Source organism: Paenibacillus sp. NRS-1781 (genome assembly GCF_050467745.1).
Taxonomy (GTDB): domain Bacteria; phylum Bacillota; class Bacilli; order Paenibacillales; family Paenibacillaceae; genus Paenibacillus; species Paenibacillus terrae_A.
Genome location: NZ_JBITPI010000023.1, coordinates 1 through 16,116, shown reverse-complemented (window position 1 = coordinate 16,116; position 16,116 = coordinate 1). Strand labels below are relative to the sequence as shown.

General features: G+C 52.8%; 1 protein-coding gene. It reads right to left on the bottom strand.

Annotated features, from left to right (window positions below):
* Positions 1-114 precede the first annotated feature (114 nt).
* A partial coding sequence (locus tag ACIFO6_RS08525; protein ID WP_430039959.1) for a non-ribosomal peptide synthase/polyketide synthase occupies positions 115-16,116 on the bottom strand: 16,002 nt, incomplete at its 5' end.

Below are 16,116 nucleotides of genomic sequence, written 5' to 3'. Positions count from 1 at the left end.
TTGTTACGTAGATGAGCGTTGTGTCGGAAAAATAATACTTTGCAGGCAAGGGCAGTCGGACAAGCCGCCGCCCTCTGCACAGCAAAGTGAAATCATTGCATTTTAGAAAATGATTTAGAAAACAAAGTCGATGGAATCCGGTGAAAAGCCTTCCGGCTTCTCGTCGGTGGAGGTTACCTGAATTTCGCTTAACAGCAAATTCGGGTTTGCCCCAACCTGTGACAGAATCGCTATCAAATCTTCCGTTAATCGTTCAATCGCGTCTGCACCAAACAGCTTCGTGCAATATTCAAAGGAACCCTTGATCACCCCGTCTTCATCGCTCATGGACAAGGTCAAATCAAATTTGGAGATGCGATGCTCCCGAACATACGGACTGAAGGACAGGGTCTCAAGCTTCGCTTCTTGCGACTCCGTATTTTCCAGTGCAAACATGGTGTCAAACAATGGGTTACGGCTTGTATCCCGTGCTACATCCAGCTTTTCCACTAACTCTTCCAGTGGATAATCCTGATGCTCGAAGGCTTGCAGCGTACGATCTCTGGCTTCCAGCAAGTAGTTGTGGAACGTTTGGTTGCCCTTCGGCTGATGCCGGATGGCTAGCGTATTGACGAACATTCCGATCAGTGGCTCCAACTCAGGCAACAAGCGGCCTGCTACCGGAGTACCGATGATCAAATCGTCCTGACCGCTGTATTTGGACAGCAGAACGGTGTAGGCGCTCAATAGCACCATGTACAACGTACTTCCGGTCTGTGCCGCCATTCGGTGCAGTTGTTCGGATACATTCGGGTCAACTGTAAATTCATACAGCACACCCTCGAAGCTGCGAACAGCAGGTCTTGGATAAGCAATCGGCAAATCCAGTACCGGTAATTCTCCGGCTAAATGCTCCAGCCAGAAGTGTTCCCGGCGTTGGTATGACTCACGCTGCATTTCCTGCTGCTGCCACACGGCATAGTCCTTGTATTGAATCGGCAGCGGCTCCAATTCCTGCTCCTCGTACAGCTGTACCAGCTCCTGCACGATATTGTTAGACGATACACCGTCTGAAATAATATGGTGCATGTCGTACATCAGGAAATGGCGCTCTGGTCCGGTTTGAATGATCTGGACACGCAGCAGTGGTGCCTGCCGAAGATCAAAGCTGCGTACAAAGGATTCGATATACGCTTCGGCTTCAGATTCACTAACCTGCAGGCGCTCTACTGCAAACTCAACCTGATCGTAAACCCGCTGAACAACCTCGCCTTCCACCATTTCAAAGGAAGTCCGCAACGTTTCATGGCGGGCTATTAACTGACGGAATGCTTCCTCCAGTCGATCTGCCTGAAGCGGTCCTTCCACCGTTAGCACATCCGGCATGTTGTAGCTGACATCCCCACCTTCCAGATGGCTCAAAATGTACAGACGTTTTTGAGCCGAGGAAACCGGGTAGTAGGCCTGTTTCGCCGCCGCAGGGATCACCGTATAGGTGTCTGTGCCGTGCGTAGCTATGAGCTGGGCTTGCTGCTCAATCGTAATGTGCTGGAACACCTCACGCAGTGTAATCCGGCTGTCCAGTTCCTGATGGATTTTGGCCACCAGCGTTGTTGCTCGCAGGGAGTGTCCACCCATGTCGAAGAATGAGTCGGTGACTCCTACGCTGGACAGCTTCAATACATCCTGCCAGATTTGAGCAAGCTTGACTTCCAGCGGTGTCCGCGGCGCAACATACTCCATGCCACCTTCGAGGCGCGTTTCCGGCGCAGGCAACGCCTTGCGGTCAATTTTTCCGCTTGGGGTCAGCTGGAAACGATCCAGTTGTACAACATATGTCGGGATCATGTAATCCGGCAGCTTCGGCTGCAGCGCATTGCGCAGCTCCGGCAGACTCAGCGGTGCCGTGGCTACAATATAGGCACACAGGTCCTTATGTCCGTCTTCGCTTTCCCATGCCGTGACCACGGCTTTCTGAATGCCGTCTACGGTCAGCAGCTGTGCTTCCACCTCGCCCAGCTCGATCCGGTACCCCCTGATTTTCACCTGGTGGTCGATCCGGCCTAAATACTCGATGCTTCCATCTGGCAGCCATCGTGCCAGGTCGCCCGTCCGATACATCCGGTGGATGTGGGCATCTGGAGCTTGTTCAGCTTCCACTGAAGCTGAGGCAAACGGATTAGGTATGAACTTCTCTGCCGTCAGTTCCGGCAGGTTCAGGTATCCTCGTCCTACACCTGCACCTCCAATATAGAGCTCACCTGCGATACCGATCGGCACCAGCTGCTGCTGGCTGTTCAGGATGTACACAGACTGGTTCGCTATCGGCGTTCCTATGGATACCGTGTGCTCTCCTTTTTCCAGCAGCACGTTCAGGGATTCCACATCTTCAATTGTATAAGCGGTCGCATCTACTGTTGTTTCGGTCGGACCATACACGTTAGTAATTACGGGACGATACCCGAACCACTTATGCAGGAACACATTGACCAGTTGCACAGACAATGCTTCGCCACCGATCAGGTAATGCTTTACATCCGGCGCTTCCGTCACGTTGACGCTTTCGTTCAAAATATGCAGATGCGCAGGTGTGCCGTCCGACAAATCAATTCGGTGCGTTCGGTAGTAGGCGATCAAATGCTCCCCACTCAGGCTGACGTCACGGGATACCACATGCAAGGTGTGGCCTAACAACAAGCTAGCAAAGATTTGCTTCACCGAAGCGTCAAATACAAATGCCGACAGCCATGCGACTTGAAGCGGCTGTTCATAACGGCTATATACTCGCTCAAATAAAGCATCTACCAGATTGCTGACACTGCCCTGCTCGATCATGACACCTTTCGGCTGACCGGTTGTGCCTGACGTGTAAATCATATAGGCCAGGTTATGCGGGCGGGCCACAGGGATTAGGTTGCTTGCATCCTGTGCTCCCAGTTGAGCTTGAACGTTCTCATCGTCAAGAACTACTGCTCGAACTGTGGATGGCAAGCTGAGTGTGAGATTGGCGACTCTGCTTGTAATCACGACCTTTGCCCCGCTGTCTTGGAGCATGTAGTCGATACGTTCCTGTGGATACATGGTATCCATCGGCACATACGCACCTCCGGCCTTAAGTACCCCTAGAATGCTCACCAGGATATCGGCAGAACGTTCCAGTAATACGCCTACCGGTTGATCTGCATCGACCCCTTCCGCTCGTAACACACGGGCCAATCGGTTCGCACGCTCGTTCAGCTCGACGTAGGTCAGCGCCGTGTCCCCAGACACGACCGCTACCCGATCAGGTCTGCGCTTCGCTTGCTCTTCAAATCGTTCGCTGAGCGAGCGACCTTGTGCTGTTCCACGCACGCTATGCGCGTTCGGGTCATTGAACACCTTCAGAATCCGCTCGGTTTCTTCCGCTGTAATCAGCTCCAGCTCACCCAACTTCGCATCCGGGTTCGCTGCCACGGCTTCGGCCAAACGAATGAAGTGACGTGTCATCCGTTCTACGGTTTCCCGTTGATACAACGCGGTTGCATACTGCAATCCAAACTGGATGCCTACCTCTTCCTCTCTGGCTTCCAGCATCAAATCAAACTTGACTGGCGTTTGTTCCAAGCCGTATGGACGGAAGCTTAGGTCTGCCAGCTGCAATTCGCTTTCCTCGGTGGTTTGCAGCGTAAACATCGTATCGAACAGCGGATGGCGGCTCATATCCCGCTTCACGTTCAGCTTTTCCACCAGTTCCTCAAATGGATAGTCCTGATGTTCGTATGCTTGCAGGGCACGATCTTTCACTTCTTCCACGTAGCTGCGGAAGGTATGCTCCGCCGTCGGATAGTTTCGCAATGCCAACGTACCGACGAACATCCCAAGGATCGACTCCAGATCTGCATGCGGTCGTCCTGCAATCGGCGTGCCGACCACAATATCCTCTTGTCCGCTGTATTGATGCAAGAGCGCAGTGTATGCCGCCAGCAGCACCATGTACAATGTTGAGCCTGTGTGCGCCGCCAGTTCTTTCAGGCGTTCGCTAACTTCATGCTCCAGTCCGAACACGACCGTATCCCCTGCCGTACTTCGTACCGCTGGACGGGCAAAATCCGTAGGTAGATCCAGCACAGGCAGCTCACCCCGGAAGGTGTCGAGCCAGTACGCTTCCTGACGCTGCATCCACTCCTGATGGGCTTCGCTTTGCTGCCATACCGCATAATCCTTGTACTGAATCCGCAATGTCGACAAGGCTTCTCCACCATACAAGCGGACAAATTCATCGGCCAGTACCCCCATGGACACACCATCCGAGACGATATGGTGCATGTCGAGCATAAGCAAATGCTGTTGTTCTTGTTCCACTCCTTGTACGCCCAGGTCCACCAAGCCTACCCGCAGCAGCGGCGCAGCTTGCAGAACGAACGGACGGACAAAGCGCCGTACCAGTTCTTGCGTTTCCTTGCTGACCAACATGTCCGTATCCGTAGTCGCACCCTCTGCCTGTACCTTTGCATATTCCACCTCGAACGGCACGATGTCCTCAATCCATTGCATCGGTTCACTGTCCACCAGTTCAAAGCGGGTTCGCAAGGTTGCATGGCGGGCGATCAGTTGACGGAACGCGTCTTCTACTCGTTTCACATCCAGCGGACCGCTCACTTGCAGCACCGACGGCATGTTGTAGTTCACATCATTCGGGTCGAACTGATGCAGCACATACAGTCGTTTTTGCGCCGAGGATAACGGGTAGAATGCACAGGCTTCCGTCACCGGAATGGACGCATAGTTCACTTGATCCAGCTGTTCCAGAACGGCTGCCAGTTGTTCAATCGTTGGTGCTTCAAAAATACTGCGTAGTGGAAGCGGCTTATTCAGCTCCTTGTGAATCTTCGAGGCCAGGGTGGTCGCCCGCAGCGAATGCCCGCCAATCTCGAAGAAGTTTTCCTTCACGCCGACCTGTGCCAAGCCCAGTACATCCTGCCAAATTTGCGCCAGCTTCACTTCCACCCACGTCCGCGGTGCAACATAATCCGCTCCGCTTTGCAGGCTGACCTCTGGTGCTGGTAGTGCTTTGCGGTCGATTTTACCGTTTGGTGTCAGCGGCACCTGCTCCAAGTGGATGAAATATGACGGCACCATGTAGGCTGGCAGCTCCTGGCTTAAAGCGCTGCGTAGCTCACTGGCCACAACTTCCTCATCGGTGACCACATAAGCGCAGAGCTGCTTCTGCCCTTGCTCATCTTCTCGTGCGATGACCACAGCTTCTCGCACCGCCTCCAGCTTCAGCAGCTGCGTTTCTACCTCGCCAAGCTCGATCCGGTAGCCGCGAATTTTCACCTGTGCGTCGATCCGTCCCTTATATTCCAGGGTCCCGTCCACATTCAAGCGTACTAGGTCGCCTGTGCGATAGCAGCGTTCTCCGCTGCGGAACGGGCTGTCGATGAACTTTTCGACCGTCAGATCCGGACGGTTCCGGTATCCACGTGCCACCCCGTCACCGCCCACGATCAGTTCTCCCCATACCCCAATAGGCTGGAGCCGCATCGAACGGTCCACGACATACGCCGTCGAGTTATGGATCGGTCTGCCAATTGGTACCGATCCTGATTGCACGCCAGTAATCGCATGTGTTGTGGAGAAGGTCGTATTTTCGGTCGGGCCGTAGCCGTTAATAATCTGCAGGTTCGGATGGGCTATCATTACCCGGTTAATATGCGGTACAGACAGCACATCACCACCGACCAACAGCTCCCGTACCCCCTCAAACAGATCGAGATCCTGCTGGGACAGCTGGTTAAAGAGCGGCGCGGTCAGCCACATCGTGGTAATGCCATGATTGCGAACAGCTTCCTTAAGCTTGGGCCCGTCCAAAATGACATCCTGACTTACCAGCACCAGCTGTCCACCATTCAATAGCGCACCCCAAATTTCAAAGGTGGATGCGTCGAAGACAATAGCCCCTGTCTGCAAAATGCGCGTGTCGGCATCCAATTGCGCATAGTTAGTATTTTTCACCAAACGTACAACATTACGGTGTTCTACCATGACGCCCTTTGGCTGGCCCGTCGTACCCGACGTATAAATCACATACGCAAGGTCGTTTGGACCGGACAACGGCTCCAGATTGGAACCATCCTCGTGATACACACCCTGTGCCCCATCCAACACCAGTACGTTGCCATTAAAAGCAGCTTTGTCCAGCAGATGGCTTTGCGTCAACAACAGCTCTGCCCCCGAGTCATTCAGCATGTAGCGGATACGCTCCTCTGGATACGTCGGATCAATCGGAACATATGCACCCCCGGCTTTCAAAATGCCTAAGATACCCACGATCAAGTCTACCGAACGCTCGGTCATCAATCCCACCAGGCGATCCTTCGTCACGCCTTGATTGCGCAGAGTACGAGCCAGACGAGTCGCGCGTTCATTCAGCTCGCGATAGGTCAACTGCTCTCCCTCGAAGAACAACGCTGCCTGCTCCGGTGTCTGCGCTGCTTGTGTTTCGAACAAGCCATGGATCGTTTGCTCCCTTGGATACTTGACGGCTGTATCTCCCCATACGCCCAGAATTTGCTCGCGCTCCTGCTCACTTAAAACATCCAACTCATGCACTTGAATGTCTGGCTTCGCTGTCACTTGCTCCAGCAGCTGCACCAGATGGCTCTGAGTCCGTTCAACGGCTTCACGATCATAGAGCTTCGCATTGTATTCAAATCGGATTTTCATCGCTTCCAGCGGAATGACGAGCAAATTGAAATCATAGTTGGTTTGTTCAATCATACCTGCGTTGCTAATTTCAAAATCCGATTCTGCACCTTCGCCAAGTTGCTCGACCTGCTCCTCCACCGGATAGTTTTCGAACACGATAATGTGGTTGATCAAGTCTTGCTTTTGCTCGCTTAAGGCTTGAATTTCATATAGCGGATACGTTTCATAAGCTTGAGAAGCCAGCGCCTGCTTCTGATTTGCTCTGATCATGTCGGCAAATGTATCCTCAGCCCCACTGCGGATACGTACTGGAATGGTGTTAATGAACAAGCCCACCATATTTTCGATACCCGAAATATCAGCCGGACGACCAGACACTACACCGCCAAAAACAGCGTCATCACTACCGTTGTACTTTTGAAGCAGCAAGCCCCATGCCGTTTGCAATAATGTATTCGTGGTCACGTAGTGCTGCTTGGCAACCATTTCAATGCGGCCTGTCAAATCCTTGCCCAGATCGCACAGCACATGCTCAAATTGCGCACCGTCCGCTTTCACGCCTACTTTTCCGGTCGGAATCGAAGTTTGCTGATCATAGTCGAGCAAATAATCCTTCCAGTATGAAGATGCAGCCTCTACATCCTGTGCTTCAAGCCACTCAATATACTGACTATATGGAGTAACTGGGGCAAGCTTCGGTTCTCTATGCTCGACGGCTGCAAAATAAGCCTCAAACACCTCATCCGTTACCAACGCCACACACCAGCCATCCATCAAGATGTGATGAGAGCTCCACACAAAATAATAATCCTCATCACCTGTTCGTAAAATCGCCACGCGCATCAATGCATCCTGGGACAAATCGAATCCGACTGCCTTGTCTTTGCGAATAAATTCCTTCACATACGTGTCACGCTCCTGCTCAGCCAAATGACGCAGATCCTCATATTTGAAACCTATATCCTTGCGGCGGAAAATGACCTGCACCGGCTCATCCTGCCAACCGCTGTAGAAATTAGCTCTAAAAATCTCATGCCGCTGCGCCAAATGATTCAAGCTATCTTGGAAAATATCCGCTTGGAAGCGTCCGCGCAAATCAAATGTCGTTTGTTCAAAATAAGCACCTGACTTTGCATCCATCAGATTATGGAACAGCATACCTTTTTGCATCGGCGTTAACGCATATACATTTTCCAGTTCGCCAATGTCACAAGTCCGCTCTACCAATTGATCCAGCTCGGCCATGGTTACATTTTTAAGCATTACATCGCTTGGAGTTAGCTCCTGCTGCTTCCGGCCTGCACAATGCGCAATGATTTCCCGCAAGCTGGTTCTGAACTCCTCTGCTAGCTGCTCCATCGTTTCTCGGCGATATTCCTGATTGCTGTAGCTGATCGTCAATTGCAGTTCGCCTTCCGAAATCATTCCATTAATATCTAGCGTGTGCGATCTGGCTGCATGTGCGCTAAGCTCTTCACCGCTGGAGTAATGAGATACGTCAATGGATTGATTTTGCATATCTTGATCAAATTGTCCTAAATAGTTAAAGCTGATTTCAGGTTCGGTTACAAAATGCTCTTGCTCACGTGCGGCGGACAGGTATCTCAAAATACCGTAGCCAATACCCTTTTGCGGAATGCGACGCAGCCCTTCCTTCACATGTTTGATGCACTGTGAAAGGTCTTGCCCCACGCTCATATCCAGCACAACCGGGAATTGAGTCGTGAACCAGCCAACGGTGCGAGTAATATCCAGCTCTGGCAAAATGGACTCCCGTCCATGACCTTCCAGGTTGACGAGCACTCGTCCAATGCCAGCCCAGCGATGAATCGTCATTCCCAATGCCGTAAGCAGCAAATCATTCATATCCGTGTTGTAGGCACGATGCGCCTGTTTTAACAGCTGCTCCGTTTCCTGAGCTGTCCACGTGGCAGTAACGATATCGCTGTCTCTATTTAAGGAATAGGACTGTGGCTGGTCTTTTGGAAGCGGCTCATACATTCCCTGTTCAATTTCTTGCCAGAATGCGAGTTCTGCTGCAATTTCTGAACCGTTCGCATATTGAGATTGTCCATCAGCCCAGGTGCGGAACGAATCCGTTTTGTACGGAAGACGAGTCGCTTGTCCGTTCAATGCCTGCTCATAGGCTGTCGTAATATCCTCGAACAAAATGCGCCAGGATACAGTGTCCACCACTAAGTGATGAATCGCAATCAACAAATGGTCTCCATCTGGGCAATGGAACAGCCCCAGCTTCACCAGCGGTCCTTCACTCAAATCAATTCCAGCTTGAATTTCATTCGCCTTGGCCTCGATGGCCGCAGACACCTCAGTCTCATTGCTGAAGTCCGTCTGTTCCAGCGTGTACAGCTTACCCTCACCAATCGCACGGTTCCATGCTTCGTATCCGTGATCGGTAGGACGGAAAATGGTACGCAACGCGTCGTGATGGCTAACCATTTGATCCATCGCTGTACGCAGTGCCTTTTCATCAAAACCGTCCTTGCTATGCAACATGATGGACTGATTATGATGATGAGCATCCGTCAGGTTTTGCTCAAAGAACCATTGTTGAACTGGTGTCAGCTTCACAGCGCCCACCACTTCGCTCTGATCTGCCAATCTTGTCACAGATTGGACTTTCAGCGCCAATGCAGACACCGTTGGATTGCTGAACAGGTCTTTCATGTTCAGTCGATAGCCTGTTTGCAGCAATCGGGATGATACCTGCAGCGCCTTGATCGAATCGCCGCCCAGCTCGAAGAAGTTATCCTGCGTGCCTACCGTTTCCACGCCCAGCACTCCGGCCCATACCGAAGCCAGCACTTGCTCGACCGTTGTACGTGGCGCCACATAGGCTGCACCTGTATGGATACTTCCTTCTGGCTCTGGCAAGGCCTTGCGGTCGATTTTGCCGTTGCTCGTCAGTGGTATCGTCTCCAGACGCATTAAGCGTGCTGGCACCATGTGCGCTGGCAGTCCTGCTTCCAGCTGGACCTGTACCTCCTCGATCCGCAGCTCCGCTTCTCCCGTGATATAGCCGCACAAATACTTGTGCCCACGCTCATCTGTCCGGTCGATCACGACCGCTTGACGCACACCCGGTACCCGCTGGATCACGGTTTCGATCTCGCCCAGTTCAATCCGGTAGCCCCGGATTTTGACCTGATAGTCCATCCGGCCGATAAAGTCCACGTTCCCGTCCGGCATCCACCGTGCCAGGTCACCCGTGCGATACAGCCGTTCACCCGGCACGTACGGATTCGCCACGAATTTCTCGGCCGTCAGGTCCGCACGGTTCAGATACCCACGCGCTACCCCGGCTCCGCCAATGCATAGCTCGCCCAGTACGCCGATAGGTACCGGATTCAATTGGCTGTCCACGATATAAAAACGTGCATTCAGCCACGCCTGACCAATCGGCACACTGCCGCTGCTTGGCAGCTTCGACAGCTCTTCGTCGTAGAAGCTGGAGTCAATCGCCGCTTCTGTTACGCCGTAGCTGTTAATGATACGAATGTCTGCACCAAACCGTTCTTGCAGCACCCGGTAATCCGTCACACTACAGCTATCCGAGCTGGTGATGAGTAGCTCCAGACTGCTCATGTCCAGTCCGTGTTCATGCACATGCTGCATGAACGGTACGATTAGGGCCGGTGTCGATTCGAACACCGTAACCTGATAGTCACGAATCCAGCCGTACAGACGGCTCGGATCAATCCGGTCGTCTTTCGGGCAGATGACCATCGTTCCGCCGTTATAGAGCGCCCGTGCGATATCCCCGACGAATACGTCGAAGGAGAAGCTTGCCAGTTGCAGCAATCGTACCGGGAATTGGTTCAGACGGTAATCCCGGCGATATGCCGCAGCCGTATTCACCAAGCTGCGATGCTCAATCATGACTCCCTTCGGACGTCCCGTAGTTCCGGAGGTGTAGATCACATACGCCAGATCCTGCGGCTCGTTGATATGCTCGATATCCGCAGTATCCCCGGTGTACAGCGACTCATCGTCCAACGCCAGTACGGTATGCAGACGCAGTCCTGTTGCTGGTTCGGATGTTGCTTTGTTTTCCTCCAACCATCCCTGCGCACGCTCCTGCAAGCCTGTTTGAGTCAATAGTACCGTCGCACCGCTGTCCTCCAGCATGAAACGAATACGTTCTGACGGATAGTCTGCATCCAGCGGCACATACGCGCCTCCTGCCTTCCACACCGCCAGTACGCCGACAAGCATGTCTACCGAGCGTTCGCTCAAGATGCCGACAATCGACTCGCGTCCAATGCCTTCATTTCGCAATCTACGAGCCAATTGGTTCGCACGCTCGTTCAATTTGCGGTACGTAAGCTGTTGCTCCTCGTACACAACCGCCACGTGATCCGGTACAAGCTGCGCCTGTTCCTCCACAATGGCATGGAACAAGGCTCCTGCTTCAACGGCAGCAACATCCGATACCCCCACATCTCCAAAACCGTAGATGATTTGTGCTTTTTCCTCGACGGTTACCATATCCAAAGCTGCCAGTGGCTGCTGTGGATGAAGTGTAATGGCACGAACAAGTTCGGTAAAATGCTTGGCCAATCGCGCGATGGTTTCAGGCTTGTACAGCGCCGTGCTGTATTCCAGACTGCACAGAATACCTTCCGGCTGCTCCACTGCATCCAGAGTCAAATCAAATTTGGCAGTATTATTTTCCGTCGGATACGGCTTTAAGGTCAGACCTTCCAGCTCCAACTCCTGCTGCTCAAATGTTTTCAACTCAAACATCGTGTCAAACAGCGCATTTCGGCTCGTATCCCGTGTCAAATTCAGCTTTTCAACCAGCTCTTCAAAAGGATAGTCTTGATGCTCATAAGCACTGAGCGCATGCTCTTTGACCTCTCGCAGATGATCAAGGAACGTTTTGTCGCCAGATGGATAATTGCGGATCGCCAGCGTGTTAAGGAATACGCCTATCAGGCCCCCCAACTCCGCATGTGGTCTTCCGGCAATCGGCGTTCCGACGATAATGTCCTCCTGCCCCGAATATTTATGCAAGAGTGTGCTATACGCTGCAAGCAACACCATGTACAAGGTTGATCCGGTTTGAGCGGCCAGCTGCTTCAACTGCTCGCTGTCCTCCATGCTGATTGCAAAATCCAAACGAGTTCCTTCCAGACGCTGTACGGCTGGTCTTGCAAAATCTGTTGGCATATCCAGCGCCGGAATTTCACCAGCCATGGTTTTCAGCCAATAGCTTTCTTGCTCATGAAGACGTTCACTTTGCATATCTGCATGCTGCCAAACGGCATAGTCCTTGTACTGAATGCGAAGTGGCGGCAGCTCCTTGCCTGCATACAATTGAGAAAGCTCCTGCACGATTATTCCCTCAGTAACGCCATCCGAAATAATATGGTGCATGTCATAGAGCATAACGTGACGTTGCGGTCCGTTTTCTACCAACTGAACCCGCAGCAACGGTGCTTGCGCGAGATCAAATGCACGTACAAAGTCCAGTGCATACTGCTGTGTCTCTTCTTCGCTTGCCAGCACATACTCCACGTTGAAATCGACATTTGGTTCAATACGTTGAACAACCTCGCCATCCACCATATCGAATCTGGTTCGCAGGGTTTCATGACGGGCAATCAGCTGACGGAAGGCTTGCTCCAGTCGCGTTTTATCCAGGGAACCTTCAATAATCAAAGCTTCCGGCATGTTGTAGCTAACCTCTCCACCTTCCAGATGACTCAAAACATACATCCGTTTTTGCGCCGAGGAAACTGGATAATATGCGCGCTCCTCCACAACAGGTATGGATACATACGTGTGCTGTGTCTGATGTTCACCCATCACCTGCACCAATTGCTCAATCGTTGGATATTGGAAAATATCTCGCAGCGCCAGCTTGTGATGCAGCTCCTGATGAATTTTCGCCACCAGTGTTGTAGCACGCAGAGAATGTCCTCCCACTTCAAAGAAGTTATCCTTAATGCCTATCTGCGAATGATTCAGTACACCTTGCCAGATACGTACAAGCTGCTCTTCCAGCAATGTCCGCGGTGCAGCGTACTCCGTGCCTCCCAAGCGTGCTTCCGGCGCAGGCAACGCTTTGCGGTCGATTTTTCCGTTAGGTGTCAGCGGGAAATGATCCAGTTGTACGACATACGTCGGGATCATATAGCCCGGCAACTTTGGCTGCAGCGCTTTGCGTAGCTCCGGCAAGCTCAGTGCCTCTGAGGCTACGAGATACGCACACAGGTCCTTGTTGCCGTCTTCGTTTTCCCAAGCGGTGACCATCGCTTTTTGAATGCCATCCACGGTCAGCAGCTGCGCTTCCACCTCGCCCAGTTCAATCCGGTAGCCCCGGATTTTGACTTGATAGTCCATCCGGCCGATAAAGTCCACATTTCCGTCCGACATCCACCGCGCCAAATCGCCTGTGCGGTACAATCGTTCACCCGGCACATACGGATTCGCGACGAATTTCTCGGCCGTCAGGTCCGCACGGTTCAGGTACCCACGCGCTACCCCGGCTCCGCCAATGCATAGCTCGCCCAGTACGCCGATAGGTACTGGATTCAATTGGCTGTCCACGATATAAAAACGTGCATTCAGCCACGCCTGACCAATCGGCACACTGCCGCTGCTTGGCAGCTTCGACAGCTCTTCGTCGTAGAAGCTGGAGTCAATCGCCGCTTCCGTTACGCCGTAGCTGTTAATGATCCGAGTAGCTGCGCCAAACCGCTCTTGCAGCACTCGGTAATCCGCCACGTTGCAGCTATCCGAGCTGGTGATGAGTAGCTCCAGACTGCTCATGTCCAGTCCCTGTTCATGCACATGCTGCATGAACGGTACGATCAGAGCTGGTGTCGATTCAAACACCGTAACCTGATAATCGTGAATCCAGTCGTACAGACGGCTGAGATCAATCCGGTCGTCTTTCGGACAAATCACCATCGTTCCGCCGTTATAGAGCGCCCGTGCGATATCCCCGACGAATACGTCGAAGGAGAAGCTCGCCAGTTGCAGCAACCGTACCGGGAACTGGTTCAGGCGGTAATCCCGGCGATACGCCGCAGCTGTATTCACCAAGCTGTGATGCTCGATCATGACTCCCTTCGGACGTCCCGTTGTACCGGAGGTGTAGATCACATACGCCAGATCCTGCGGTTCGTTGATAGGTTCGATATCCGTGGTGTCTCCGGTGTACAGTGACTCATCATCCAACGCCAGCATTGTCTGCAAGCACAGTCCAGTTGCTGGTTCGGATGTTGCTTTACTGTCAGATGGCCAGTCTAATGTTAAATTCAGGTCTCCATGGAGGGTACCTGATTCCACCGTCTCAGCGCTAACCGCCGTTTCCAGTTGGCCCTCAGACTTCCGCCCGGTCAAGACCCCTCGGCTTTCCTCCAGCCATACCTGCGCACGCTCCTGCAAGCCTATTTGGGTCAGCAGCACCGTAGCACCACTGTCCTCCAGCATAAAACGAATACGTTCCGACGGATAATCTGCATCCAGCGGCACATACGCGCCTCCAGACTTCCACACTGCTAGTACGCCGACCAGCATGTCTACCGAGCGTTCGCTCAAGATGCCGACAATCGACTCGCGTCCAATGCCTTCATTCCGCAATCTACGAGCCAATTGGTTCGCACGCTCGTTCAGTTTGCGGTACGTAAGTTGTTGCTCGTCATACACAACCGCCACGTGATCCGGTACAAGCTGCGCCTGTTCTTCCACAAAGGTATGGAACAGGGCTCCTGCTTCAACAGCAGCGACATCCGATACCCCCACATCTCCAAAACCGTAGATGATTTGTGCTTTTTCCTCGACAGTTACCATATCCAAAGCTGCCAGTGGCTGCTGCGGATCAAGTGTAATCGCACGAACAAGTTCGGTAAAATGCTTGGCCAATCGCGCGATGGTTTCAGGCTTGTACAGCGCCGTGCTGTATTCCAGACTGCACAGAATACCTTCCGGCTGCTCCACTGCATCCAAAGTCAAATCAAATTTGGCAGTATTATTTTCCATCGGATACGAATTTAGAGTCAGACCTTCCAGCTGCAACTCCTGCTGCTCCAATGTTTTCAACTCAAACATCGTGTCAAACAGCGCATTTCGACTTGTATCCCGCGTTAAATTCAGCTTCTCAACCAGCTCTTCAAAAGGATAGTCTTGATGCTCATAGGCACTGAGCGCATGCTCTTTGACCTCTCGCAGATGATCAAGGAACGATTTGTCGCCAGACGGATAATTGCGGATCGCCAACGTGTTGATGAATACACCTACCAGGCTCTCCAGTTCCGCATGCGGTCTTCCCGCAATCGGCGTTCCAACTACGATGTCCTCTTGGCCCGTGTACTTATGCAAGAGCGCGGTGTATGCCGCCAGCAGCACCATATACAGCGTGGAGCCTGTTTGTGCCGCCAGTTCTTTCAGACGTTCGCTAACTGCACGCTCCAGTCCGAATTCGATCGTATTCCCTGCTGTACTCTGCATCGCCGGACGGGCAAAGTCGGTTGCCAGATCCAGCACAGGCAGCTCACCCCGGAAGGTGTCGAGCCAGTACGCTTCCTGACGCTGCATCCACTCCTGATGGGCTTCGCTTTGCTGCCATGCCGCATAATCCTTGTACTGAATCCGCAATGGCGACAGTTCTTCACCGTCATACAAGCGGACAAATTCATCGGTCAGTACCTCCATAGACACACCATCCGAAACGATATGATGCATGTCGAGCATGAGCAAATGCTGCGATTCTTGCTCCACTCCTTGTACGCCCAGGTCCACCAAGCCTACCCGCAGCAGCGGCGCAGCTTGCAGATTGAACGGACGGACAAAGCGCCGCACCCGCTCTTGCGCTTCCTTGCTAACCATCGTATCCGTGGTCGTCGCACCCTCTGCCTGTACCTTTGCATATTCCACCTCGAACGGCACGATGTCCTCAATCCATTGCATTGGCTCACTGTCCACCAGTTCAAAGCGGGTACGCAAGGTCGCATGGCGGGCGATCAGCTGACGGAACACGTCCTCTACTCGTTTCACATCCAGCGGGCCGCTCACTTGCAGCACCGACGGCATGTTGTAGTTCACATCATTCGGGTCAAACTGATGCAGCACATACAGTCGTTTTTGCGCCGAGGATAACGGATAGAAGCCACAGGCTTCCGTCACCGGAATGGACGCATACTCCACTTGATCCAGACTTTCCAGAACCGCTGCCAGTTGTTCAATCGTTGGCGCTTCAAAAATACTGCGTAATGGAAGCGGCTTGTTCAGCTCCTTGTGAATCTTCGAGGCCAGGGTGGTCGCCCGCAGCGAATGTCCGCCAATCTCGAAGAAGTTTTCCTTCACGCCGACCTGCGCCAAGCCCAGCACATCCTGCCAAATTTGCGCCAGCTTCACTTCCACCCACGTCCGCGGTGCGACATAATCCGCCCCGCTTTGCAGGCTGCCTTCTGGTGCTGG